This is a genomic window from Kitasatospora atroaurantiaca (genome assembly GCF_007828955.1).
GTDB classification, from domain to species: Bacteria; Actinomycetota; Actinomycetes; order Streptomycetales; family Streptomycetaceae; genus Kitasatospora; species Kitasatospora atroaurantiaca.
Window position 1 is genome coordinate 6,421,936 of sequence record NZ_VIVR01000001.1, and the last position, 23,238, is coordinate 6,445,173.

General features: G+C 73.8%; 25 protein-coding genes. 17 read left to right on the forward strand and 8 right to left on the reverse strand.

Features of this window, described 5'->3' with window-relative positions; translation table 11 throughout:
• The first annotated feature begins 124 nt into the window (after window positions 1–124).
• Entirely contained in the window at window positions 125–1,585 is a 1,461-nt protein-coding gene (locus tag FB465_RS28855; protein ID WP_145795210.1) for a DUF2398 family protein, read from the forward strand.
• Window positions 1,586–1,604: 19 nt separating this feature from the next.
• Here the strand turns inward: FB465_RS28855 and FB465_RS28860 are convergent, their stop codons facing one another.
• The 5 genes from FB465_RS28860 to FB465_RS28880 form a co-directional block, all read right to left on the reverse strand.
• Window positions 1,605–1,793 (reverse strand): hypothetical protein, encoded by a 189-nt coding sequence (locus FB465_RS28860; protein ID WP_145795212.1) that lies wholly within the window; start codon window positions 1,791–1,793, stop codon window positions 1,605–1,607.
• Between the two features lie 35 nt (window positions 1,794–1,828).
• Window positions 1,829–2,980, reverse strand: a complete 1,152-nt coding sequence (locus FB465_RS28865) for a hypothetical protein (protein WP_145795214.1) — start codon at window positions 2,978–2,980, stop codon at window positions 1,829–1,831.
• 346 nt (window positions 2,981–3,326) lie between these two features.
• The gene (locus FB465_RS28870; RefSeq protein ID WP_211785880.1) at window positions 3,327–3,947 is read right to left on the reverse strand and encodes a TetR family transcriptional regulator; all 621 of its coding nucleotides are present in this window, start codon (window positions 3,945–3,947) and stop codon (window positions 3,327–3,329) included.
• Window positions 3,948–4,008: 61 nt separating this feature from the next.
• The gene (locus tag FB465_RS28875; protein WP_145795217.1) at window positions 4,009–4,902 is read right to left on the reverse strand and encodes a phospholipid scramblase-related protein; all 894 of its coding nucleotides are present in this window, start codon (window positions 4,900–4,902) and stop codon (window positions 4,009–4,011) included.
• A 9-nt stretch (window positions 4,903–4,911) separates the two neighbouring features.
• Complete coding sequence (locus FB465_RS28880; protein WP_246192889.1) at window positions 4,912–5,817, reverse strand: acyl-CoA thioesterase; 906 nt, start codon at window positions 5,815–5,817, stop codon at window positions 4,912–4,914.
• 123 nt (window positions 5,818–5,940) lie between these two features.
• On the opposite strand from FB465_RS28880, the gene FB465_RS28885 reads away from it, so the two are divergent.
• From FB465_RS28885 to FB465_RS28895, 3 genes are all read left to right on the forward strand, one after another.
• Window positions 5,941–6,153 carry a hypothetical protein gene (locus FB465_RS28885; RefSeq protein WP_145795220.1) on the forward strand — a complete coding sequence of 71 codons (213 nt, stop codon included), beginning with the start codon at window positions 5,941–5,943 and terminating at the stop codon, window positions 6,151–6,153.
• Window positions 6,123–6,326, forward strand: coding sequence for a hypothetical protein (locus tag FB465_RS28890; protein WP_145795221.1), 204 nt, complete (start codon window positions 6,123–6,125; stop codon window positions 6,324–6,326). The genes FB465_RS28885 and FB465_RS28890 overlap by 31 nt, the downstream gene beginning before the upstream one ends.
• A 67-nt stretch (window positions 6,327–6,393) precedes the next feature.
• Window positions 6,394–7,323: a DUF389 domain-containing protein gene (locus FB465_RS28895; RefSeq protein WP_145795223.1), complete on the forward strand. Its 930-nt coding sequence runs from the start codon at window positions 6,394–6,396 to the stop codon at window positions 7,321–7,323.
• Between the two features lie 35 nt (window positions 7,324–7,358).
• Here the strand turns inward: FB465_RS28895 and FB465_RS28900 are convergent, their stop codons facing one another.
• The 3 genes from FB465_RS28900 to FB465_RS28910 all read right to left on the reverse strand — a co-directional run bounded on the left by FB465_RS28900 (window position 7,359) and on the right by FB465_RS28910 (window position 9,911).
• Complete coding sequence (locus FB465_RS28900) at window positions 7,359–8,531, reverse strand: MBL fold metallo-hydrolase (protein WP_211786023.1); 1,173 nt, start codon at window positions 8,529–8,531, stop codon at window positions 7,359–7,361.
• Window positions 8,532–8,902: 371 nt separating this feature from the next.
• A complete protein-coding gene (locus tag FB465_RS28905) occupies window positions 8,903–9,358 on the reverse strand; it encodes a MaoC family dehydratase (RefSeq protein WP_145795225.1) in 456 nt (151 codons plus the stop codon).
• 82 nt (window positions 9,359–9,440) lie between these two features.
• Window positions 9,441–9,911: a pyridoxamine 5'-phosphate oxidase family protein gene (locus FB465_RS28910; protein WP_246192891.1), complete on the reverse strand. Its 471-nt coding sequence runs from the start codon at window positions 9,909–9,911 to the stop codon at window positions 9,441–9,443.
• A 146-nt stretch (window positions 9,912–10,057) separates the two neighbouring features.
• On the opposite strand from FB465_RS28910, the gene FB465_RS36025 reads away from it, so the two are divergent.
• The 13 genes from FB465_RS36025 (at window position 10,058) to FB465_RS28975 (ending at window position 23,117) form a co-directional block, all read left to right on the forward strand.
• Window positions 10,058–10,903, forward strand: a complete 846-nt coding sequence (locus tag FB465_RS36025; protein WP_170290710.1) for a hypothetical protein — start codon at window positions 10,058–10,060, stop codon at window positions 10,901–10,903.
• A 134-nt stretch (window positions 10,904–11,037) separates the two neighbouring features.
• Entirely contained in the window at window positions 11,038–11,661 is a 624-nt protein-coding gene (locus FB465_RS28920) for a hypothetical protein (protein ID WP_145795226.1), read from the forward strand.
• Window positions 11,655–12,605, forward strand: a complete 951-nt coding sequence (locus tag FB465_RS28925; RefSeq protein ID WP_145795228.1) for a hypothetical protein — start codon at window positions 11,655–11,657, stop codon at window positions 12,603–12,605. The genes FB465_RS28920 and FB465_RS28925 overlap by 7 nt, the downstream gene beginning before the upstream one ends.
• A gap of 52 nt (window positions 12,606–12,657) precedes the next feature.
• Window positions 12,658–13,398 (forward strand): SAF domain-containing protein, encoded by a 741-nt coding sequence (locus tag FB465_RS28930; protein ID WP_246192892.1) that lies wholly within the window; start codon window positions 12,658–12,660, stop codon window positions 13,396–13,398.
• Window positions 13,398–14,450, forward strand: a complete 1,053-nt coding sequence (locus tag FB465_RS37595) for a CpaE-like family protein (RefSeq protein ID WP_211785881.1) — start codon at window positions 13,398–13,400, stop codon at window positions 14,448–14,450. The genes FB465_RS28930 and FB465_RS37595 overlap by 1 nt, the downstream gene beginning before the upstream one ends.
• Complete coding sequence (locus tag FB465_RS28940; RefSeq protein ID WP_246192894.1) at window positions 14,440–15,981, forward strand: TadA family conjugal transfer-associated ATPase; 1,542 nt, start codon at window positions 14,440–14,442, stop codon at window positions 15,979–15,981. The genes FB465_RS37595 and FB465_RS28940 overlap by 11 nt, the downstream gene beginning before the upstream one ends.
• Window positions 15,981–16,958, forward strand: a complete 978-nt coding sequence (locus FB465_RS28945; protein ID WP_145795230.1) for a type II secretion system F family protein — start codon at window positions 15,981–15,983, stop codon at window positions 16,956–16,958. Before FB465_RS28940 ends, FB465_RS28945 begins: the two co-directional genes overlap by 1 nt.
• Complete coding sequence (locus FB465_RS28950; protein ID WP_145795232.1) at window positions 16,955–17,839, forward strand: hypothetical protein; 885 nt, start codon at window positions 16,955–16,957, stop codon at window positions 17,837–17,839. The genes FB465_RS28945 and FB465_RS28950 overlap by 4 nt, the downstream gene beginning before the upstream one ends.
• Window positions 17,840–17,869: 30 nt before the next feature.
• Window positions 17,870–18,130, forward strand: a complete 261-nt coding sequence (locus FB465_RS28955; protein WP_145795233.1) for a hypothetical protein — start codon at window positions 17,870–17,872, stop codon at window positions 18,128–18,130.
• An 83-nt stretch (window positions 18,131–18,213) separates the two neighbouring features.
• Window positions 18,214–18,579, forward strand: coding sequence for a TadE/TadG family type IV pilus assembly protein (locus FB465_RS28960; protein ID WP_145795235.1), 366 nt, complete (start codon window positions 18,214–18,216; stop codon window positions 18,577–18,579).
• Complete coding sequence (locus FB465_RS28965; protein WP_145795237.1) at window positions 18,576–19,004, forward strand: TadE family protein; 429 nt, start codon at window positions 18,576–18,578, stop codon at window positions 19,002–19,004. Before FB465_RS28960 ends, FB465_RS28965 begins: the two co-directional genes overlap by 4 nt.
• 25 nt (window positions 19,005–19,029) lie before the next feature.
• Window positions 19,030–19,482, forward strand: coding sequence for a hypothetical protein (locus FB465_RS28970; protein ID WP_145795239.1), 453 nt, complete (start codon window positions 19,030–19,032; stop codon window positions 19,480–19,482).
• The gene (locus FB465_RS28975) at window positions 19,482–23,117 is read left to right on the forward strand and encodes a LysM peptidoglycan-binding domain-containing protein (protein WP_145795240.1); all 3,636 of its coding nucleotides are present in this window, start codon (window positions 19,482–19,484) and stop codon (window positions 23,115–23,117) included. Before FB465_RS28970 ends, FB465_RS28975 begins: the two co-directional genes overlap by 1 nt.
• Window positions 23,118–23,238 lie beyond the last annotated feature (121 nt).

The window sequence follows — 23,238 nt, forward strand, 5'->3', positions numbered from 1 at the left end:
GGGCGGGCTGCGGAAGAGGTTGTTACCGACGCGTAGGCATTCTCCCGGCGGCGCGGGGTGAAATGGCCGGGGACCCGGATGGTGCCACGGCCCGGCTCACCCACCGTCTAGTCTGGTGGGCGACATGGAGCAGCACGAGTACGCGACCGGCCCCGGGGAGGTGCCGGTCGGCGTGACAGGCGGGCGCGGGGCGGGGGCGGGGCAGCTCACCGCCTACGCGTGTGTCGGCGTGCACGGCGCCGACTCCGAGCTGCAGGCCCTGGCGCAGCGGCTCGCCGAGGCCGATCCGGCCGCCGCCCATGACCTCTTCACGGCCGCTTTCGGCCTGTACGGTGCCCGCCACTTCGGCGGGACGGTCGACGCAGGCGGCACGGTCTCCGCCGGGACGAGCTGGTGGCACGGGCCGACCGTGGACCTGCCCGCCCTGCTGCGCTCGCGCGAGGGCCGGCCCGTCCGCGGGCTGCGCCGGGCCCGCCGTACCGCCGTCGGCCTCGGGCCGGGCTCGGCCGCGGGCACTCGGGGCAGGCACCGCAAGCCCGAACGCTCGCCGGGCAGCACCCCGCACGAGATCGCCGTCGAGCGCCGTACGGCCGCCCGGCTGCTGGTCGCCCACCCGCTGGTCACCGCCGCCGGGCCGCACGGCGCAGGCTTCCCGCTGATCCGCCGTCACGCCGACTGGCTGGCGGAACGTTTCCTGACGGTGCTCGGCTACCCCCTCACCATCGGCGACTCGTACGCCAGGCTGCACAAGGCAGGCCTGCCCGGCCGTGGGCTGCCGGGTTTCGGCCCGGCCGGGTACGCGTCCCTGGTGCTCGCCCTGGCGGCGCTGGCCGACGGCCGGGAGGCGGAGCTCGACGAGCCGGGCGTCCGGCAGGTGCTGCAGGACTGGCAGGTGCTGGTGCCAGGTGAGCAGGGCCGGCTGACGGTGGATCGCGAGCTGGCCCGGGCGCTCGGCCCGCTCGCCGCGCCGCCCGCCGCCACCCCGGAACTGTCCGTCCGGCGGCGCCTCGCCGAGACGCCGGTGGTCCTGCTGGACGAGCTCACCGCCCCCGAGCGCAGCCGACTGCTCGACCACCGGCAGGCCGAGGCCGAACTCTTCGCGGACTTCCTGGGCCTGGAGGCCGAGATCAGGGCCGAGGGCATCGCCCTGCTCGACCCCGCCGACGAACTCACCGACCTGGCCCTGCCCGGCGCCGGAACGCTCCCGCAGGCGGCCTTGCTGCTGGTCGAACGGCTGGTCGAGGAGCTGCGCCCGCTTCCCGAGGAGGCGGCGCCCCCGGCGGTGCTGGTGCCTGACGCCCTGATAGACGGTGCGCTGGGCGACATCACCGACGAGTACGGGCTCAAGGCGGGCTGGAGCCGGGACTACCTGGCCGACCTGACGGCCTTCCGCCGGGATGCACTGGACCTGCTCCACCGGATGGATCTGATAGCCCCGGCCGGCCGCGCCTGGCTGCTGCGGGCCCCGGCCGCGCGGTACGCCCCGCGGGCCGAGCTGCACCCCGCCCCCGGCTCCGGGCGCCACTCGCGCCCGGCCCCGCTGATCCCGGCGCCGGGCCGCTCCCGGACGGAGCTGATGGCCTGACCGGCGGGGCTTCGGCGGCTCAGTGAGAGGCCGCGCTCGCCGCGACGGTGTCCTGCCGGACGGTCTCGACCGTGGCGGCGACCCCCAGGCTGCCGAGAGCGACGGAGGCGGCGACGGCGGCGCAGGCGAGGTAGCGGCGGTGCCGCTGGGGGAGCGGGAAGCGGTTCGGGAGCGGGGCCTGCGCGGCCGGGGTCGGTTGAGCGTTCATGTCAGAGAGCATTCCAGGGTGGTGTTAAACGGTGACTACGCGTGGGTGAAGTCTGGGCGGGGGCTCGGCATCGGGACATCTGCGCAGGTGGTGGCAGGCGCACGCGGCCGGAGCAGGCGGGGGACGCAGGCCGCGAGCAGCTGCTGCGCCATGCCGTAGAAGAAGATCGGCAGCAACACGGCCGGGTGCCCGCTGAACTGGCTCCCCGCCAGGGCTGCCGCCGCACTGGTGTTGTTCATACCGGTGGCCAGCGTCAGGGTGGCCGTCTCGCTCTGCCCGGTACGGGCCTGGCGGGCCGTCAGCCAGCCGGCCGCGAACGGTGCCGCGCAGACCGCTGCGCCGGCCGTCAGGGCGAGCCCGACCAGCCGGGGTTCGGGCCGCTGGGCGATCTCGCCGAAGACCCCGGCGGCGTTGAGGTAGGTCAGCCCGAGCGCGTTGAGCAGGCCGAGCAGCCGTAGCCAGGGCAGGACGGCGGCGCGCGCCCGGCCGCCCGCGAGCCGCCGGGTGAGGCGGCGGGCGCCCAGCCCGGCGAGCAGGGGCGCCGCCACCCAGAACGCCATGAAGCCACTGGTGGCGTCGGCCCGGGCGAGTCCGTCGAGCACCTCGCGCGGTCCGCCGCTCTCGGGCTCCTCGGCCAGTACCAGGCCCAGCGGTACGGTCAGCGGGCTGAGCAGCGTCGTGGCGAGCACCAGCCCGAGGCCGAGCGGTGCGTCCGCGTGGGCCTTTGCGCCCCAGGTCTGGGCGGCCCCGGCCACCGGCATGGTGGCGGTCAGCGAGAGACCGACCACCAGCCAGAGCGCCTCCCGCTGGTCCGGCCAGCAGCCGGCCGCCCGCTCGGCGCCGAGCAGCACGACCATCCGCAGCACCAGTGCCACCGCGAGCCCGGCCAGCAGCAGTCCGGGTCGCAGCAGGGCCCGGGCCACGTCCGCCGCGCGGACCTCGAAGCCGCCGATGAACATCGCCGCGAGCAGCATCAGCATCGGCGGGGTCACCCCGGGCACCGGGTGGCAGTGCCGTACCAGCGCTCCGGGGCCGGGCAGCGCACAGCCGAGTGCGCACACCAGCAGGGTGGCCACGGCCAGGTGCGCCCTGACCGTCCGGTCCGTGGCGTCGGCGGCGTACTCGACGGCGGTCGTCGGGCACCACGGACGCGCTGAGCGCAGCGGGCAGGACGCTCGTAAGGACATCGGTGCGGGCCTTCTCGACTGGTCAGACGGGTGGTGCGTCCGCCAGCATGCCACTGATCTGACTGTCTGTAATGCATGGTTGCGTTCGGTGACGTCGCCGGGCCGAGGTGCAGCAGGGGCGCTTCGGCCAGGCCGTGCAAGGGCAGTCGTCGTGTCCGAACGGTCAGTCGGCACCTGGCCGGTTTCACCCGGACGGGGGATGGCGAGGCCTCCGGGCACTGGACGCAGCGGGTCACAACAGGGGCGCGGGGAACTGCGCGAAGCGGGAGGCTGGGGGCCGTTGCCTTCCGATCTCGCGCAGTTCCCCGCACCCCCTGAGGTGACCCGATTGCCTAATGGCGGAGCCCTACGCGGCCTCGTACGGCGTCAGCACCAGCCGCACCACGTCCTCCAGGCGCCGCCGGGCGTCGTCCAGCGTCGTGCGGCCGGTGACCCAGGCCGTCAACTCGCCCTGCCAGGCGTGGCCGACGATGTGCCGCACCAGGTCACCGGCGGCGGGCGGGACCTGCGCCATCACGGCGTTCAGCGCAGCGCTGTCGGCCCGGGCCATGCCCTGCAGGGCTTCGCTGGCGAAAGGGTCGGTGGACGCCGCGACCGCCACCCGCAGCCTGGCCAGCTGCGGCTGCCGCTGGTAGGCCCGCATCCCGTGCCGCACGAACCGGACCACCCGGTCCGTCGGGAGCATCCCGGCCCGCGGACTGCGCAACTCCGCCACCAGGTCGGCGAGCAGCAGCCGGTGCCAGTCGGCGATCGCCGCGGCCAGCAGGTGGTCCTTGGAGGAGAAGTACCGGTACGCCGTCCCGAGTGCGACCCCCGAGCGCTCGCAGACCTGTCTCATCTGCAGTCTCTCGACACCGATTTCGTTCACCAGCGCGAGGGCGGCCGCGATCAGGTTCCCGCGGCGTTCGAGCTGACGGGGCGACATCGCCTCGACCGGCCTTGGTGACAAATCAACCCTGGTCGTCACCCGCACCATGATACGTGGCGGCCACCCGCGAGCGAACGGTGCCTGAGCAGGGGGCCCGTGGCTACTGGTCCCCGTGGGAGTCCGGGTTGAGCAGGGTGTTGGCGGTCAGCGCGGCGGACACCGCCAGCGAGCGGAGCGGTTCGGGCAGCGGGCGGAAGAACTCCACGTAGTAGTGGTCGCTGCCGCCGAGCACACTGAGCGTCAGCCCCAGCCCGTCGCGGGCGATCCGGCCAACTTCGGCGCCCGTGTGGTCGGTGATCTTGAAGGTGAAGGCGTACCAGCCCTCGGCCGTGAGATGGCCGACCGGGTAGCCGCCCGCGACCAGGTCGAAGCTGATGTGGCCGATCACCTGCTGCTGGATGATCTCGCCGACCGGCGTCCCGTCCGGCCGGGCCACCGTGACCTTGGCCTTGACCACCTTCGTCCCTCGGCTGAGCACCAGGAAGGGCACCCCGGCGGCGTCCCGGATCTCGAACTGGCGGGACAGGAACTTGTCCATCTGGCTCATGAACCGCAGCGCCTTGCGGGCGCCGTTCTGCCCGGTCTCCGCGACGGTGCCGACGGTGACGCCGTTGCGGTCGAGGATGTCGTAGGTGGTGGAGATGTCCACCCACTTGAAGTTCTGGTCGACCGCAAGTGCCTGGGCGGACAGCAGCGCCTCGGGGCCGCAGCCGACCGGCTGGGGGTACTGCGGCTGCTGGGCCTGCTGACCCTGGGGGTACTGCGGCTGCTGGGCCTGCTGACCCTGGGGGTACTGCGGCTGCTGCGCGTGCTGGTACTGGGGCTGAGCCGGCACGGGCGCGGGCACGGGCGCCTGCGGCACCGGAACGGCGGCCTGGGGCGCCGGCACGGGCGCCGGCTGCGAGTGCTCCGTCCAGCGCGCGCCGTCCCACCAGCGCAGGACGGGTGCACCGTAGGGGTCCTGGTACCAGCCTGGAACTGCCGTCTGCGTCACGGCACGAGCCTACCCGCGCTCCGTCCGCCGCCGTTCCCTGACCAGGGTCTCCTGCACCGCCGAGGCGACCAACTCGCCTTCCTGGTTGTAGAACTCACCGAGTGCCAGCCCTCGCCCGTCGGCGGCGGACGGGCTCCGCTGCGCGAAGAGCAGCCACTCGTCGGCGCGGAACGGCCGGTGGAACCACATGGCGTGGTCGAGCGAGGCCAGGATGATCCGGGGCGGTTCGGTGCGCTGGATCCGGTGCGGCTGCAGGTGCAGCGCGGTGGTCGAGGCCAGCGTCAGGTCGGAGAGGTACGTCAGCGCGCAGACCTGCAGCAGCGGGTCGTCCTGGGGCAGCGGGGTGCCGGTCCGCAGCCAGACGAACTGCTGGGGGACGCCGGGGAGTTCCGGTGGCATGCCGGGGGAGTCGGCCGGTATGAAGCGCATGTCGAGGGTGCGGAAACCGGCCGCGCGCTCGTAGTCCTCCGGGTCGCTCTGCTCCCAGACGGGGAACGGGTCCGGCAGTTCCTCCGGTCCGGGCACCGGCGGCATGGTGCGCTGGCGCGCGCTGGACTCCTCGGGCCGCTTGAACGAGGCGGAGAGCGTGAAGATGGCCTCGTCCCGCTGAACCGCCGTCACCCGCCGGGTGGCGTAGGACGCGCCGTCGCGGACGCGGTCCACCTCGTACGTGATCGGGCGCTGCGGATCACCCGGACGGAGGAAGTACCCGTGCAGCGAGTGCACCAGGCGGCCCGGGGCCAGGGTCCGCCCGGCCGCGGTGAGTGCCTGCGCGGCGACCTGTCCGCCGAACGCGCGCATCGGCGCCCCGGCGTGGCACCGGCCACGGAACAGGTTCTCGTCCAGCTCCTCGATCCGGAGCAGGTCGATGAACGAGCCGACGATCGCTTCGCCCGGTGCTTCCTGTCTGTTCACGTGCACATAGTGACAGATGGTGCGCGATCAACGGTGTGAGCTGGGTTACTCTCACCGTTCCTTTTCGGGTGGAACAAGTTTCAGTAATCCGAGCTGTCAGTGCGGCCCCCTAGCGTCCTCGCCATGACGCAAGCCGTGCAGACGTACGCCTATCTCCGCTCGTCGGCCGTGCACGAGAGCACCGCCGGCCGCAGCCTCGCCCTGGAGACCTCCGGCGGCGCCACCCCGTCCGGGGCGGTCGCCAACCCGCGCTTCTTCAGCGTCGGGCGGCCGCCGACACGGGCGCGTACGGCACGGTCTGGTCGGTGCTGGCGGGCGCCCTGCCAGGGCTGCTGACCGGCGAGCCGGTGCGCGGCGGCGCCGACCTGCTGGCGGTGGCCGCGGACTGCGCGCGGCGCAGCTCGGCCCGGGGCGCGATCGCCGAGGTGGCGGAGGTGGCCGGGCGCGGCACGGCGAGCCGGCTGGTCAAGGAGGCCAAGGCCCTGCGGGAGGTCCTGGCGGGCGCGTGAGGGGGGCGGTGCCGGGGGGTCTTAGGGTGGGCGGGTCCCGTGCCCGCACTCCCCGCCCGGAGCCCCCGTGCTGCACCTGCGTCTGATCGTCCCCACCGACCTCCGCGACACGGTGATGAACTGCCTCGACGACTGTGTGGGAGTCACCCATGTGATCCTGCTGCCGGATTCGGCCGTCCGGCCCGCCGGCGACGTGGTGCTCTGCGACGTGGCACGGGAGGCGGCCGACGAGGTGCTCGGGGTACTCCGGGGGCTCGGCCTGGCCGAACGGGGCGCGATCGGGGTCGAGGAGGTCGAGCTGACCATCTCGAAGGCCGCCGACGAGGCCGAGCGGCTGGCGCCCGGCGAGGGCGCCGACGCCCTGGTCTGGGAGGCGGTCTCCGAGATCACCCACGAGGAGTCCACCCTCACCGCCGTCTACCTGGCCTTCCTCACCGTCGCCACCATGCTGGCGGCCTGCGGCGCCGTCCTGGACAGCGCGATCCTGATCGTCGGCGCGATGGCGGTCGGGCCGGAGTTCGGGCCGCTCGCGGGGCTCTGCGTGGCCGTCGTGCAGCGCAGGGCCAGGCCCGCCCTGCGGTCGCTGAACGCGCTGGTGGCGGGATTCGCGGTGGCGATGCTGCTCACCGTCGGGTTCTCGCTGCTGATGGACGCGCTGGGCCTGTTCAGCCAGTTCAAGTTCGACTCCGCGCGCCCGAACACCGCGTTCATCTGGCAGCCCGACGCGATGTCCTTCGTGGTGGCCTTCCTGGCCGGAATCGCCGGTCTGCTCTCGCTCACCTCGTCCAAGGCGGGCGCGCTCGTGGGCGTGGCGATCTCGGTGACCACCGTGCCGGCCGCCGCCAACGCGGCGGTGGCCCTCGGCTACGGCGACTTCCACCAGGCCTGGGGCTCGGCGGTCCAGCTGGCGCTCAACCTGGCCGGCATCGTCCTCGCGGGCGTCCTGACCCTGCTGGTGCAGCAGGGCGCATGGCGCCTCGTCCTCGGCCGGCGTTGAGCTCCCCCACGTGAGGGGCTCAGCGCCTGCCGGGTTCAGACCGTCACGCCGTCGTCCTCCACGCGGCGCTCGTCCGTGGGGACGGCGAGGCCGTCGGGTACGAGAAGTTCGGCGCCCTTGGGCATCGCCGCGACCGCCCGCCACCACAGCTGGAGCGCGGGCGGATCGGCGGGCTCGAAGGGCTTGCCGGGCTGCGGTACGGCCAGCTCGGCGCCGAGCGCCTGGGTGGCCGCGACCGTCCGCTCGGCGGGCTCCTCCCAGGGGTGCGGGGCGAGGTTGAAGGTGCACCAGTGGATGGGCAGCAGCAGCTGTCCGCCGAGGTCGAGGTGGGCGCGGACCCCTTCCTCGGGCGTCATGTGGACCTCGGGCCAGAAGTCGCTGTAGGCACCGATCTGCATCATCGTCGCGTCGAAGGGCCCCAGCCGCCGTCCGATCTCGGCGAAGCCGGGGAAGTAGCCGGTGTCCCCGCTGTGGAAGACCCGGTGCTCGGCGCCGGCCACCACCCAGGAGGCCCAAAGGAAGTGCGTGCTGGTGCGCGGGCCCCGGCTGCAGTAGTGGCGGGCGGGCGTGGCGGTCAGGGTGAGCCCGGCGACCTCGGCCGACTCCCACCAGTCCAGCTCGACGATCCGCTCGACCGGCACTCCCCAGTGCTCGAGGTGGGCACCGACGCCCAGTGGCACGGCGAACACCGCACCCGAACCGGTCAGCGCCCGCACGGTGCCCATGTCCAGGTGGTCGTAGTGGTCGTGCGAGATGACCACCACGTCCACCGGGCCCACGTCGGCGAGGGGGATCGGCACCGGGTGCAGCCGCTTGGGCCCGGTCCAGCCGAACGGTGAGCAGCGCTCGCCCCAGACCGGGTCGAAAAGCACCCGGCGCCCGTCCAGCTCGGCGAGCACCGTGGCATGGCCCAGCCAGGTGAGTCGCAGCCCGGACGCGGGCGGCTCGGCCAGCTCCACCGCCGCCGTCCGGTGCAGCGGGACGGCGGCGGTGGGGAGCCGGCGCTGACGGTTGGCGGTCAGCTGGGTCCGGGTGATCTCCAGCGGGGAACGCTCGTAGACCAGCCTGCGGGTCGGGACGGGGTTCTGGAACGCGCCGTCCGCGAAGTTCGGCGAGCTCAGGATGCGGGCCAGCCGCTCGCCCTTGGGCTCGGCGCCGAAGGCGTCCGTGCGGACCCGGTGCCACGTGCTGCGCCGCAGGTCGCGGATCGGGCCCGCACCGGTGCTGAACTGGCTGGTGAGAGTGGCGACCCGGGAGATCCAGGGGACGGGGCTGGGCACGGCACCTCCATGGTCGAGACTGTCCGTACGGCGGCGGTCGCCGCGTCCGACGGGCCACTCCTGCCCAGCGAGCGCGGTGTGTGAACACCGGTACCCGGAGACACGGGTACACAACGACTCGTACGGCCGCGTCAGGTGCCCGCTGCGGTACGACAACCATCTGAACGGACCCTACCGTTCCGGGGGCGCCCGGACCCGGTGGAACGGGGCACGGCGCGCCGTTCGGCCTACACGGTGCCGGGGGCCGAGTGAGGGCGTGTCAGGCGGTTGGTGGGGCCGTCCGTGGGGCGGTCGCCCCGTCAGGCGGCGTAGAAGCGGGTGATGGTCTCCGCGACACAGTGCGGCTTGGCGCTGGTCTCGCTGCTGATCGTGTACCGGACCAGGGCCTGCACGCCGCCCGGGACCTCGCCCACCGAGACCAGCTCGGCGGTCGCGCGAACGGCCGTGCCGACCGGCACCGGCGCCGGGAAGCGGACCTTCTCGGAGCCGTAGTTGAGGGCCATCCGGATGCCCTCCACGCTGTAGCACTCCTTCGCCAGGACGGGAATCAGCGAGAGCGTGAGGTAGCCGTGCGCGATGGTGGTGCCGAAGGGGCTGTCCTTGGCGCGCTCCGGGTCCACGTGGATCCACTGGTGGTCGCCGGTGGCCTCGGCGAACAGGTTCACCCGCTGCTGGTCGATGGTGTGCCACTCGCTGGTGCCGAGCTCCGTGCCGACGGCGGCGGTCAGGTCGGCGAGCGAGGCGAAGGTCGTCACAACGTGCTCCTGTGGGGGTGCTCCTGACTGGACTCCGGGAGAGTATGCCTACCGGGCGGTCACATGTCAGCGGGGTGCCCGGTCAGGGTGCCTGGGCCGTCCTGGCGTTGGGCAGGCGGGTGGGCAGCAGCCGTCGGCCGGTGACGAGCTCAGGGGTGATCAGCACGAAGAGCTGTTCCCGGTCGGACACCCACGGGCGCGGCCCGGTGCGCAGCAGCCGCTCGTGCAGGTCGGGGTCGCGGACCACCTCGGCCCGGCCGTGCACCAGGACGCTCCAGCCGGTCCGGGTGGCCGGGTCGAGCTCGTCCGCCTGGAAGGCGGCCACCGTGCCGTCCAGGGCCCGGGTCACGCCGCTCCCGTCGCTCCTTGCGCGCAGGGCCAGCACCAGCCGTCCGTCGGACGCGACCTCGAAGGCCACCGGCAGCACGGCCGGCAGGGCGTGCTCGACGTACACCACGCGGCCGACGGGCACGGAGCCGAGCAGGCTCAGGCACTGGGCCTCGCTCAGGGTCTCCACCCGGTCCTCAGGGTCCATGCGCTCGTCACGGTCCATGCCTCCGATGCTGCCGCGCCGGGCCGGACGTCAACAGGGCCCATGGTCCCTGAGCTGGGCGGATCCGCGGCGCCGCACGGCAGCGGTAGCTTGTCCGGCGTACGGGGCACACCGACCCTGTGACGGCTAGGGAGGGGGCGGTGCGGATGAGCGGCGGCATCGAGCTGGTGGTGATCGGTGCGGACGGCGGGCCCGAGCGCAGCCACGCCGGGTCCGCCCGGGCGGCGGACGGCGCACGGTTGCTCGCCGAGACGCTGCCGGGCCGGTGCTTCGACGCGGGCACCCAGGGCTGCCGGGTCACCCTCGTGCCGCCGGACGCGGACGCCAACGCCATGCTCACCGCGCTGCGCGCAGCGGCCCAGCGGCCGGCCCGCTGGCTGGTGGTCTGCCTGCTCGGCCAGCTCGCGGTCGACCCTCGCGGCCGCCGGCTGGCGCTCGTGACGGGCGGGAGCACCCCCGACAACGCGTACCGGCGCGGGCTGGCCTGGGACTGGGTGGTCAGCACGATGGTGCACGGGGACCAGGAGGAGACGCTTCTGGTGGTGGACGCAGTGGCCGACCGGGACGGGTGGGCGGCCCTGGAGCGGGGTGGTGAGGACGGGGTGGGGGAGCTGCTGGCGCACTCGCGGGTGCCGCTGTGGGGCCGGGTGGGCCGGTACGCGAGCGGCAGACGGGGGCGGGACGCCGTCCTGCCGGGCGGTGAGGGCTCGTTCAGCTGGGCGCTGGGGCGGGTGCTGGAGCACGGGGTGCCGGGGGCGCCCGCCGCCGTCGGACCGCTGGAGCTGCAGCCGGCCGTGGAGGCGGAGCTGACGTGGGGTGAGCTCGCCTCGGGTGCGGGCGGGGCCCGGCTGCTCGTCCCGGGGGAGAACGGACGGTTGCTGATGCGGAATCGGGCCTCGGTGCGGGGTGCATTGGCCGGATTGTCGCTTTCTGAAGAACTGTTGGCTGTTCTGTGGCGCGAAAGTGCCCCAACGGATCCACCTTCCGCGTAAGGTCAGGGGGCCCGAGGTGTTGCCGGGATGGGGCGGGTTGGCGAAGAATCGATGCCCCGGAGCAGCACTGCGGGACGGCGGATTTCTTCTGCGACCACGGCCACGGACGGGGTCGGTCGCGACGAGGTGGGGCGATGCGGCAGCGCGGAATTGTGTTGCGCCCTGGGGCGGTTGGGGCTGGTGGGTTGGTTCTGCTGGTGCTGATGACCGCGTGCAGCGGCGGTGGTTCGGCCGGTTCCACCGATCGTCTTGCGACGCCTGAGCCTGGTGTTGCCAGTGTGGCTCCGGTAACTCCTTCGGGTGGTTCGGGTACGGGTGCGATCGCCCCGACGGAGGGCCCGGAAGGGGCCGTCGGCCGGGTGGCACTGAGGGCGTATCAGAGCTGGTGGGATGCGAAGATCAAGGCCTTCGCCGACGCGGACTCCGATGGAAGTCAGCTGAGTGCGTACTCCAGCGGTCAGGCGCTCAGTGACTCCCTGGCGAGCCTTCATCAGCTGCACGAGGCCAAACTGGTGATGGTCGGAACGCCGCGAACTTCTGCTGTGGTGAAGAAACTTGATCTGAAAGCAAATCCGCAGACGGCAGAGATCGAGGACTGCCTGGACGTGTCCGAATGGCATCAGGCCGATGCTGTCACGCAGGTTGTCAAGGATCCGCCGCAGCGGCTGTCTCGCTATCTGTCGACGACCAGACTCCGAAAAGCCGGTGTCGGCTGGATCATTGTGGAAGTCACTCGTGAGGTGGGGCAGACATGCTGAAGTCCGTCTGGCGCTTGCTGATTGCCGCAGTCATGCTCCTCGGTCTGACAGTTGCCCTGAATCCGTCGGCGGTTGCCGACCCGAGCGGTGGGCCGGGCGGCGGAGTCACGCCGTGCAAGAACCTCTACATTTGCGTCATTGTCACCGAGCCCGGTGGCACCCCCAGCCCCGGGAGCACCAACCCCGGGGGATCCGGCGGTGATGACGGTGGCGTCCAGATGTGCAGCTGGAACGGCCAGCAGTGGCCCTGCTGGGACGACAGCCTCGGCTGGTTCAACGCCTCGGACGGCTGCTACTACCACCGCTCCGAGCCGCAGCCCCCGGCCGACGACCCCGCCTGGGACGGTCACGACCCGTCGTCCGGCGCCGTGTACGAGGTCAACTGCCGTGGTGTCGGCGGTCAGTTGACCCCGAAGCCGCCGATGTTCTTCGCCCAGCCGCCCGGCGGCGCGCCCCCGCCGGACCGGCCGGTCGACCTCGGCTGGCGAGCCATCCGGAAGATCCAGCTTGCCGCGCCGCAGCTGCGCACCGCGCCGACCGGCACCGCCGTGGTCGGCCTCCCGGTCTGGCTCTGGTACGACCGCACGCCTGCCACGGTCGGCCCGCTGAGCGCCACCGCACCGGGGCGGACGCTCAGTGTCACGGCCACCGCGACGCTGGTGAACGTGCACTGGGACACCGGCGTGGGCGCCGGCGTGGACTGCACGACCCCCGGGACCGCGTACCGGCCCGAGGCGGGCAGCAGCCGCTCGCCGGACTGCGGCTACGTCTACGACACCAGCTCGGCCCAGCAGAAGGACGGCCAGTTCTTCCTGACGGCGACGCTCACCTGGCGGGTCACGGCCGTACGGAGCGACACCGGTGCCCAGGTGCTCGGCTTCGACTACCAGGTGGCCAGTGACACGCTGCCGCTGAGGGTCGGCGAGGTCCAGGTCCTCAACTGACCGTCAGCCCCCCCGCAACCGCAGACCGAGCAGAACGAAAGGCCGAAGCCCGGTGGAGAACCGAACCTTCCCGTCGCCGAGCCCCGGCACCGCCACCCTCGTCCCCGAGCAGGCCCGAGTGGCGCCGCGCACGCCGCCGCGGACGCTGCGCGCCCGCCGTCGAAGGCCCGCCGTACTGGCGATGGCGGTGGCGCTGATCGCGGCCGGCGGGCTCGGCGGCGCCGTGCTCTACAACAGCACCGGGCAGCGGATCGCCGTGCTGGCCCTGGCCCGTGACGTACCGATGGGGCAGACGCTGACCGCCGACGACCTGGTCGTGGCGCGGATCGCGGGGGACCCGGCGCTGCGCCCGCTGGACGCCAAGGACCGGGCCCGCACCATCGGCCTGCGCGCCACCACCGACCTGCGCCGCGGGGCACTGCTGCTCAAGGCCGACGTGACCGCCGACCCGGCCCTCCAGCCCGGCCAGCAGGTCGTCGGCGTCGCCGCCAAGCGCTCCCAACTCCCCGCCGCCCGGCTGCAGCAGGGGCTGCGGGTGCTGGTGGTCTCCACGCCCGAGGCACCGTCCGGCCAGGCCGCCGGCACCGTCCGTACGCCCGAGACGCTGGCCGCCACCGTCGTCACGGTGGGCAAGGTCGACACCGACGGCAGCCAGGTGGTCGACGTCGCCGTCCCGGCCGCCGACGGTCCACGGCTGGCCGCCTGGGTCGCCACCGGGAAGTTCCAGGTCATCCTGGCGCCGCGCCCCGAGGCGGCCGCCTCGCCGAGCGCCTCGGCCGGGGGTGGCGCCTGATGGCGGTCATCGCCGTCGTCGGCGGCCCCGGCGCCCCCGGCGCCACCACCACGGCCCTCGCCCTGCTGCTGGCCTGGCCGCTGCAGCCGGGCCGCAAGATCCTGCTGGTCGAGTGCGACCCGGACGGCGGGGCCGTCCTGGCCGGCGCGCTCGAAGGCCGCGTCGAGGCGGTGTACGGGCTGCGCAACCTGGCCGTCGCCGACCGACGGGGGCTGCTCGCCCAGACCCTCTGGGAGCAGCTGATCGACCTCTCCCCGGCCGGCGACGGCGAGCGGCTGCTGCTGCCCGGCCTGACCGACCCGACCCAGGCGCCCGGGCTCGCGTACACCTGGGAGCCGCTGATGGAGACCCTGCACGCCCTCGAACCGCAGGGCTACGACGTGATCCTCGACCTCGGCCGCTCCGGAGCCACCGGCGCCGGCGCCGTGCTGGCCCGGCGGGCCGACGTGGTCGCGGTCGCGCTGCGCAGCACCCTGCGCGGACTGAGCGCCGCCCGGCCCCGGCTGGCCGCGCTGCGCGAGGACCTGGACACGGCGGGCACCGGCTCGGACGCGCTGGGGCTGCTGCTGATCGCCGAGGGACCGTACCCGGCGACGGAGGTGTCCCAGCAGTTCGGGGTCCCGCCGCTCGGCCTGCTCCCGTACGCACCGCGCACGGCGCGGGTGCTCTCGGACGGTGGGGACACCACGGACCGCCGGTTCATCCGCTCGGAGCTGATGCGCACCACACGGACGGCGGCGGACCAGATCCAGCTGCTGATCCGGCGCCGCCGCCAGCGCCTGGCCCCGGCCGTCCCGCCGCCGGCCCCGATACCTGTGCAGCAACTCGGCCCGGTGACCCCGCAGTCGCACCCGCTGGCCTACCCGCAGTACCCCCAGCACCCCCAGCACCCCCACTACCCGCAGGACCCCTCGACGCAGCCGTACGCGCCGCCCCAGCCGCAGCCGGGACCCGTGCCGCAGCCGTACGTCCCCCAGCCGCCCGCGCCCGCGCCGTTCCCGGCCCCGCCGCAGCAGCAGGTCGCCTACGGGGAGGTGCTCCGTGCGCGGTAGCCCCCTGCACCAGGGCCCGGGCCCGATGGCCGACCCGGCGGCACTGCCCTGGCCCACCGCTCAGCCCGTCCCTCCACCGATGGCGAACGGCCAGTTCACCCCCGGGCCGGTCCACGCGGTGCCCGCACTGCAGCCGGTCGCCCTCAAGCCGGTCATCGACCAGCAGGTCGCCCGGGAGCTCAAGCGCCAGGTGGCGGCCGAACTCCACCAGCAGCTCTCCCGGTTGGCCGACGGCTCCGGCCTGGAGGCCGACCGCGCGACCCGCCGCCAGCGCGGCCGCGCGCTGATCGAGGAGGCCGTGGCCCGCTGGTCCGACGCGTACGCCCAGACCCACGGCATCCCGCCCACCCGCGAGCAGGACCGCGCGCTCGCCGAGGCCGTCTACGACCTGCTGTTCCGGGCCGGCCGCCTGCAGCCCTACCTGGACGACCCGGAGACCGAGAACATCCTGATCAACGGCTGTGACGACGTCTGGATCTCCCGCGTCAACCAACCGCTGCGCCAGGTACCGCCGGTGGCCGACAGCGACGAGGAACTCGTCGAGCTGCTGCAGGACCTGGCCCGCCAGCACGGCGGCGGCGAGCGCAGCCTCTCCACCGCCAGCCCGACGCTCGCGCTGCGCCTGGAGGGTGGCATGCGCCTTCAGGCGCTCACCGAGGTCACCCCCCGCCCGTACGTGGCGATCCGCCGCCACCGGGTCGCTTCGGCGACGCTCTCGGACCTGGTCGCGCTCGGCACGGTGGACTCGACCCTGGCCGCCTTCCTGGCCTCGGCGATCCGGGCCAGGAAGAACGTGATGATCACCGGGACCCAGGGCGTCGGCAAGACCAGCCTGCTGCGCGCGATGGCCGCCGAGATCCCGCCGAACGAGCGGATCGGCACCCTGGAGTCCGAGTTCGAGCTCTGGCTGCACACCCTCGGCCATCTGAAGCAGGTCGTCCCGATGGAGGCCCGCGAGGGCAACGGCGAGCGCGTCGACGGCAGGGTGGCAGGCGAGTTGACGATCGGCGAGCTCATCCCGGCCGCGCTGCGGATGACCCTCTCCCGGATCATCGTCGGCGAGGTCCGCTCCAGCGAGGTCGTCCCGATGCTGCGGGTGATGACCAACGGCGAGGGCGGCTCGATGTGCACCCTGCACGCCCGGGCGCCGCACATGGTGGTCGACCGCATCGCCGAACTCTGCCTCGAGTACGGCGCCCATATGACCGACAGCCTCGCGTACCGGCTCACCGCCAACGCCGTCGACCTCATCGTGCACGTCGCCATGGTCGACGAGACACAGGTCGGCGGCCGCCGTCACCGCTTCGTCTCCCACGTCCTGGAGGTCACCGGCCTCGGCGAGAGCGGCCGGCCCGCCATGAACACCGTCTTCGGCCCGCGGCCCGATCAGGGCGAGCCCCGGGCCGTCCCGCACACCCCGCCGCACTGCCTCGACGACCTGCGCCGGGCCGGCTTCGATGCCGGGCTGCTCCAGTCCCCGTACGGGAGTTGGGGCGCGCCGCTGGCGCTGCGGATCGGCGGTGGCCGCTGATGCTCCTCTTCGTCCTGTGCGGCCTGCTGGTGGCGGGCGGCGCCGTCGCGCTGGTGGTCGGGCTGATCGGAGGCCGCCCGGCCGAGACCGAGCGCAACCCGCTGGCAGGCCGCGCCCACACCTTCTGGTACGGCGCGCCCGGCACCGCGTCCCCGCAGATCGCCCGACTACGGCGGGTCCAGACCGCGTTGGCGCTCATCGGTGCCCCGCTCGGCTGGCTGTTCACCGGGGTGCCGCTGGTCGCCGCCCTCGTCCCGCTCGCCGTGTTCGGCCTGCCCTGGCTCTTCGACAGCACCCGCTCCGACACCCGCCGGATCGAGCGGCTGGAGGCGCTCGCCGAGTGGACGCAGCGGCTCGCCGACGTCCTGCTGCTCGGCGTCGGTCTCAACCAGGCGATCCTGACCAGCAGGCGCACCGCGCCGCCCGCTCTGGAGAGCGAAGTCGCCGAGCTCGCAGCCAGGTTGCAGTCACGCTGGCGGCCCGAGGACGCGCTCCGCGCCTTCGCCGACGGGCTCGCCGACGCGACCGCCGACAAGGTACTGGCCGCCCTGCTGCTGCGGGCCGGTGACAGCGGCCCCGGTCTGGCCAGGGCACTCGCGGACCTCGCCGAGTCGGTGCGCGAGGAGGTCCGCCAGCGCCGCGCCATCGAGGCCGACCGGGCGAAGCACCGGACGACCATCCGCTGGCTGGTCGGCATCATCCTGTTCGTGATCGTGGCGGGTTCGTTCAACTCGCGCTACACCGCGCCGTACGGCACCTTCGTGGGCCAGGTGGTGCTCGGCGTGCTGGCCGCGGCCTTCGTCCTGGTGATCGCCTGGATGCGCTCGCTGGCGAGCCACACGCCGCTGCCGCGCCTCCTGGAGCCCGACCGCCGGAGCAAGGCCGGGCCGCTGCCGAACGCGCGGCCGGCCGAGGCCGACCCGTCGGTGAAGGGCGAGCCCCCGGTGGGCGACCCGTTGGTCAAGGAGCCTCGATGATCTCCCCGTGGGCCGTGCTGGCCGGTGCCGTCGCGGCCGGCGGCCTGGCCATGCTCGCCGCCGAACTCCGGCCCTCCCCACCCGACCTGGGCCAGGCGCTCGACCGCCTGCACCGCAACCCGGCGGACCGGCCCGAGGACGGCGAGTCCCGGCTGCCCTGGTACGACCGGCTCGGCGCAGGCTCGCTGAGCCTGCCCGGCGCCCGGATCCCGCACCAGCAGCTGGCGTTGATCGGCCGCACCCCGGCCCGCTTCATGGCGCACAAACTGCTCTTCGCACTGGTCGGCCTGCTGCTGCCGGGCTACCTCTCGGCGATGGCCGTGCTCGGCGGCTTCGACCTGCCGGTGGCCGTACCGCTGCTGGCGGGGCCGGCCCTGGCTGCGCTCGGCTGGCTGGTCCCCGACGCGATCGTCAGCGGCGAGGCCAAGGAGGCCAGGACGGAGTACCTGCACGGCGTGGCCGCGTACCTCGAACTGGTCGCCCTGGAACGGGCCGCCGACTGCGGCCCCGCCGAGGCACTGCGCCGCGCGGCGGCCGTCGGCCGGGGCACCGTCTTCCGGCGGATCCGCGACGCCCTGGAGCGGGCCGCGACCGACCGCCTGCCACCCTGGGACGGTCTCGACGCGCTCTCCGCCGAGCTCGGCCTGACGGCCCTTCAGGACGTCGCCGACATCATGCGGATCTCCGGCACCGACGGCGCGGCCGTGTACGACACCCTGCGGGCGAGGGCCAAGAGCCTGCGCGGCGAGCTCCTCGCGGAGGAGCTCGCCCGGGCCAACACCGACAGCGAGCGGATGGTCGCGCCCGGATCGGCGCTCACCCTCCTGATGACGGTGCTGATCGTCTTCCCCGCGCTGTACCAGATGTTGCATGCCACCTAGCCCCCGCCACCTTCGTCTGGAGACCACACCATGACCCGATCGCGGAACCTGTTCGCGGCCTTGCTCCTGCCCCTGCTGCTGCCGGTCCAGCTCGGCGTGCTCGCCCTCCACCACCGGATGGGCCGGGTCCGAGCCGCCCGCGCGTCCGGCGACCGGGGCGCCATCAGCATCGAACTCGCCCTGGCCATCATCGTGTTGGTCGGAATCGCGGGCACGATCCTCGCGCTGCTCTCGACCTTGGCCAGCAATGTCGAGCAGAAGATCCCGGACGTCCCGACCGCCGCCCAGTGATCCGACTCCCTCGCCCCCTCAGCGCCCCACGCGACTCCGTGCCACCCGGCTCCGTCCTGCGCCGGTGCCGTGACCGGGGCTCGATGACCCTCAGCCTGGCCATCATCTTCCCGGTCGTGCTGTTCATGGTGATGCTCGTGGTGCAGGCCTCCCTGTGGTGGTACGCCAACCAGGCGGCCCTCACCGCGGCCCGCGAGGGCGCCGACGCGGGGCGGATCCAGGGCGGGACACGGGAGGCGGGGGACCGGCGGGCGACCGACTTCCTGCGCCGGCTCGGCAGCCTCGCCGAGCCGGTCGAGGTGAATTCGGGGGACACGGACGACACCACCTTCCGTATGACGATCACCGTCAGGCCGCAGAGTGTGGTGCCGGGCCTGGAGAACCTGACGGTGACCCAGCACGTCAGCGCCCCCCGCGAGAAGTTCGTCCCGCAGGGAGGCAAGCCGTGAAGCGGGGGCCGGACTCCGGAAGCGTCGCGATCGAGGCGGCCATCCTGGCCCCGGTCCTGCTGACCTTCGTACTGATCGCTGTGGTGGCGGGGCGTATCCAGACCACCGGCGGGGTAGTTGATGCGGCAGCGCGTTCCGGCGCCCGCGCCGCCTCGTTGGCGCGCAGCGCGGACGGTGCTCAGCAGGCGGCCGCCGAGGCGGTGCAGGAGGTGTTCAAGGACCGGGGCGTACGGTGCGCGGACGCCGCGGCTTCGCCGGTGGAGTTCGGCACGCTGGAGACACCGACCGGGCCACTCCGGACGGTCACGGTCAAGGTGAGCTGCACGGTGTCGCTGGACTACCTGCTGGTGGCCGGGACGCCGGGCACGAAGACCATGACCAGCACGTTCACCTCGGTGGTCGACCGCTACCGGGGGACCGGGTGAACCACCTGGTGGGGGAGGGGAACTGATGCTACAGCTACGCCGAGGCGTCATGCGGGCGGCGCCGGACGCCGGTGCCGTCTCGACCTTCGTCGCGGTCTCCGCCGCGGGCCTGGTCATCGTCGTCGGGATCGTGCTCGACTGCGGCGGCCGCCTGCGGGCCATCGAGAACACCGACGCCCGCGCCCAGGAAGCCGCCAGGGTGGTCGGCCAGCAACTCGACGAGGCGGCGGTGCTGCGCGGCGACGGGTACGTCGTCCGGCCGGATCCGGTGCTCGCCTCGCAGGCCGCCAACGCCTACCTGGACCGGTACAAGCTGCACGGCGAGGTCTCCTTCAAGGACGACCACACCGTCGTCGTGGACATCAGGACCACCTACGACACCGCGCTGCTGAGCGTGGTCAACCTCACCACCCTCGAGGTGCACGGGCAAGGCACGGCCACCCTGGTGCACGGAGTCACGGAAGCGGAGAACGGCTGATGGCCGCGCCACGAGCCAAGGACCATGCCCGCACCCGCCGGACGGGCTCGCCCGCCCCGGCCGGTCGCCGACCCGTCCCCATGAGGCCGCAGCGCCGCCGGCACACCGCCGGTTCGCTCGCCACCGCGCTGGCCGCCCTGATCGCGCTGGCCGGACTGCTGGTCGGCCTCCCGGCCCTGTTGCTCTACGGGACCGCCGCCGTCGCCGGGATGGACGACACCACCAGTGGCGGCCTGGTCGAGCTGCTCACCAGCCCGGACGACGGGCGGCTGTTCCTCTGGGCGTTGGTCGCGGTCGGCTGGGTGGCCTGGGGCTGCTTCGCGCTCTCCGTACTGCTGGAGATCCCCGCCCAGCTGCGGGGCCGCATCGCGCGCCGCATCCCCGCCTTCGGCTGGAGCCAACGGCTCGCCGCCGGGCTGGTCGGGTCGGTCATCGCCCTGCTGCCGGTAGCGGGTTCTGCCTTCGCAGCCGTACCGGAGAAGGCCCAGGCCGCTGTGGCACCGGCCCAGTTGACCGCGAGCCCGCAGTACGCCGCGCTGCCCGCCGCCCAGGCCGCCCCCGCCCTGGCGCCGGCCGCCGACCAGCGCCCGAGCTACACCGTGCGCGACTCACGGCCGGCCGACAGCCTCTGGTCCATCGCCGATCGCCAACTCGGTGCGGGGGAGCGGTGGGTGGAGATCGCCAAGCTCAACGACGGCCGGGTGATGGAGGATTCTGGCCTGCGCTTCGACGCCGACCGGCCCATCCAGCCGGGCTGGAAGCTGCTGATGCCGTCCGACGCCAAGCCGGACGAGGCCCAGGCCCAGCCGCAGGCCGCCACGCCCGCCGAGCGGCCTGCGGCCGAGAGCCCTTCGACCGGTCGGCACGCGACGGTCACCGTACGCTCGGGGGACACCTTGTCCGCCATCGCGCAGCGGGAGTTGGGGAGCGCGGAGGACTGGCCGGAGCTGTTCGAGGCCAACAAGGGCGTCCAGGCGCCGGACGGCGAGCGGCTGACGGACCCCGACGTGGTGATCCCGGGGATGGTCCTGGCCGTCCCCGGCGCGCCGGCCGCTCCCGCCCCGGCTCCCGCCCCGGCTCCCGCTCCCGTGACCCCTGCTCCGACGACCCCCGCCCCTACGGCCCCTGCCCCTACGACGCCGGCTCCTTCCACACCCGCTCCTTCCACGCCAGCCCCGAGCCAGGGCCCCGTTGCGCCGCCCACCACCAAGGCGCCCTCCACCAAGGCGCCCACCGCCCCCGCTCCGAAGCAGACCCCCGTCAAGGCCTCGACTCCCGCCAAGGCGACCGCGCCGAGCGACGACTACACCGTCGCCCTCGCCGCCTCCACGGTCGGCGTGCTGCTGGCGGCCATGATGATCGGCACGGTGGCCCACCGCCGGGGGGACCAGCAGCGTGCCCGCCGCCCCCGGCACCGCATCGCGCTCCCCGCGCCGCCCGCCGCCGCCTTCGAGGCCGAACTGAAGGTCCGTCAGAACACTGCGGGGCTTGACCTCCTGGACCGTTCCCTGCGTACGCTGGCGCGCAACACCATCCGTACCGGCAAGCGGCTGCCCGCCCTGGTCGCGGTCCGGGTCACCCCCGGCCGTACCGTCGAACTCCACCTGTCCGCGCCCGCCGCCCCGATCGCGCCGTTCCGCGCCGCGCACGCGCCCAACGTGTGGTGGTGCCCGGAGGACTCGTCCGAACTGCTCTCCGTCTCCCAGGCGGCCAAGAGTTCGGCCCCGTACCCGGCACTGGTCACCTTGGGCAGTGCGCCCGACGGCTCGGTGGTGCTCGCCGACCTCGAGACCGTACGGCTGATGCACCTCTCCGGGCACCCGGACGACGCGCATGACGTCCTGCGCACGCTGGCCGTCGAGTTGGCGCACAGCCCGCTCGCGGACCGCCTCAACCTTCATCTGGTCGGGCTCGCCGGGGATCTGCCCATCGCCGGACCGGCCGTCGACCGTGTGCACCGGCACGAGTCGCTGGGCGCCGCCCTGGCCGCCCTCGGCCCGCGCACCGCCAAGGCCAGGGCCACCCTGGTGGCGGCCGAGGCGAACAGCCCCCGGGACGCCCGCAGCCGTGGGCACGCTGACGAGTCCTGGGTGCCGGAGATCGTCCTGTCGGCCGAACCGCCGAGCGGCAACCTGCCCGCCGAGCTCGGACGGCTGCTCGACGGCACCCCGCGCACCTGCCTGGCCGTGATCACCCGGGCGCCCGAGCGCGGCAGCGGCCCGGTGGCCCGGTGGACCCTCCCCAGCACCGGCACCGCCACCATCCCCGGCCTGCACCTCAACGTCCAGCTCCAGCGACTCTCGGAGGAGCAGTACGGCCACGTCGGCGAGCTGCTGCGCACCTCCGTCGACAGCACTCAGTACCCCGCGCCGGACTGGACCCTGGACGGCCCCGGGACCGACCTCGATCCCACCGAACTCCCCTCCCTCGCACCGGTCCTGGCCGCTGTCGGGGCGCCTGCGGTCTCCTTCGAGAAGGCCTCGGACTCGGCCGGCCCGCAGCTGATCGCCCGCGTGATCGGCACCGGCGCCAGCCCCTTCGCGGGCATCAGCCCGGCGGCGACCCCGGCGCCTCGGCCTGCCCGCCACAGTGCCAACGGCCTCGGCCTGCACGCCGGAGTCCCGGACCCCGGGAGCGTTCCCGAGGCCCCTTCACCCGTGCCGCCGCCGCCGGGCGTCCAGCCGGTCGCTCCCGCTGCCCCCACTCCTCCCCCCGCGCCGGCCCCTGCCCCTGAGCCGGTCCCGACCCACGACCCGGCGCCCGCACCCGACGCCGCTGCCCACACCCGCGCGGCCTCCGGCACCACCGCCTCGCCCCGCAGCGACAGCGACGACCTGCTCGCCATCCTGCGCTCACCGGAGGCCCACGCCGCCCGAACCGCGCCCCGGATCCGCCTGCTCGGCCCGGTCGACGTCCTGGGCGCCGCAGGCGCCGCAGACCCGGAGGCCCTGCCCCGGCTCACCGAGCTCGCGGCCTTCCTGGCCCTGCGGCCCGGCGTCGAACACTCCGCCCTCGACCACGCCCTTCACCCCGGGGCCGCCCACCTCGAGCCGTACCCGACCACCGACCACCCCGTGCCACCGCTGCCGGCCAAACTCGCCGAACTGGCCACCTGGTTCGGCAACTCCGCCGACGGCCGCGCCTTCCTGCACACCGATGCCGCGGACGGCTACTCCTTCGCCCCCACCGTCACCTGCGACTGGGACGAGTTCCGCAGCCTCTACCGGCGCGGCATGCGCAGCACCAGCAGCACTGCCGACGCCGCCCTCGCCCACGCTCTCGCCCTGGTCCGCGGCGCGCCGTTCGCCGAGGCCCCGGCAGCCGCGTACGGCTGGGCCGAGCCCGAACGCCAGGACATGCTAGCCGCCATCGTCGACACCGCCCACGAACTCGCCGCCCGCCGCCTCCAGTACGGCGACCACCGCAGCGCCGAGGCCGCCATCTTCCGCGGCCTCGCCGTCGCCCCGGACGTCGAACTCCTCCACCGCGACCTGTTCTACGCCTACGCCTCCGCCGGAGCCCGCGACCAACTCGTCCGCGCCGTCAACCGCCTGGACGCCCTCAGCCGCCGAACCGGCCGCGACCTCGACCCCGACACCGTCGCCCTCCTCCGCGACCTCCTCTCCGGAGCCTGAGCAGGAACGACTGTCGTAGGAACCGCGATTCGGTGAGCAATGTCGGTGGATCATGAGCACTGGTTACGTTCAGTAGCAGAACGCGGCAGAACGACGGTGTCACCAAATCGGCAATGGTCAG

Excerpts from the sequence above, each read along its gene's own strand:
- FB465_RS28925 (WP_145795228.1), top strand. The coding sequence starts at position 11,655 with ATGCTGAAGTCCGTCTGGCGCTTGCTGATTGCCGCAGTCATGCTCCTC.
- FB465_RS37595 (WP_211785881.1), top strand. The coding sequence starts at position 13,398 with ATGGCGGTCATCGCCGTCGTCGGCGGCCCCGGCGCCCCCGGCGCCACC.
- FB465_RS28975 (WP_145795240.1), top strand. The coding sequence starts at position 19,482 with ATGGCCGCGCCACGAGCCAAGGACCATGCCCGCACCCGCCGGACGGGC.
- FB465_RS28860 (WP_145795212.1), bottom strand. The coding sequence starts at position 1,793 with ATGAACGCTCAACCGACCCCGGCCGCGCAGGCCCCGCTCCCGAACCGC.
- FB465_RS28950 (WP_145795232.1), top strand. The coding sequence starts at position 16,955 with ATGATCTCCCCGTGGGCCGTGCTGGCCGGTGCCGTCGCGGCCGGCGGC.
- FB465_RS28955 (WP_145795233.1), top strand. The coding sequence starts at position 17,870 with ATGACCCGATCGCGGAACCTGTTCGCGGCCTTGCTCCTGCCCCTGCTG.
- FB465_RS28960 (WP_145795235.1), top strand. The coding sequence starts at position 18,214 with ATGACCCTCAGCCTGGCCATCATCTTCCCGGTCGTGCTGTTCATGGTG.
- FB465_RS28945 (WP_145795230.1), top strand. The coding sequence starts at position 15,981 with ATGCTCCTCTTCGTCCTGTGCGGCCTGCTGGTGGCGGGCGGCGCCGTC.
- FB465_RS28970 (WP_145795239.1), top strand. The coding sequence starts at position 19,030 with ATGCTACAGCTACGCCGAGGCGTCATGCGGGCGGCGCCGGACGCCGGT.
- FB465_RS28865 (WP_145795214.1), bottom strand. The coding sequence starts at position 2,980 with ATGTCCTTACGAGCGTCCTGCCCGCTGCGCTCAGCGCGTCCGTGGTGC.
- FB465_RS28920 (WP_145795226.1), top strand. The coding sequence starts at position 11,038 with ATGCGGCAGCGCGGAATTGTGTTGCGCCCTGGGGCGGTTGGGGCTGGT.
- FB465_RS28855 (WP_145795210.1), top strand. The coding sequence starts at position 125 with ATGGAGCAGCACGAGTACGCGACCGGCCCCGGGGAGGTGCCGGTCGGC.
- FB465_RS36025 (WP_170290710.1), top strand. The coding sequence starts at position 10,058 with ATGAGCGGCGGCATCGAGCTGGTGGTGATCGGTGCGGACGGCGGGCCC.
- FB465_RS28910 (WP_246192891.1), bottom strand. The coding sequence starts at position 9,911 with ATGGACCGTGACGAGCGCATGGACCCTGAGGACCGGGTGGAGACCCTG.
- FB465_RS28885 (WP_145795220.1), top strand. The coding sequence starts at position 5,941 with ATGACGCAAGCCGTGCAGACGTACGCCTATCTCCGCTCGTCGGCCGTG.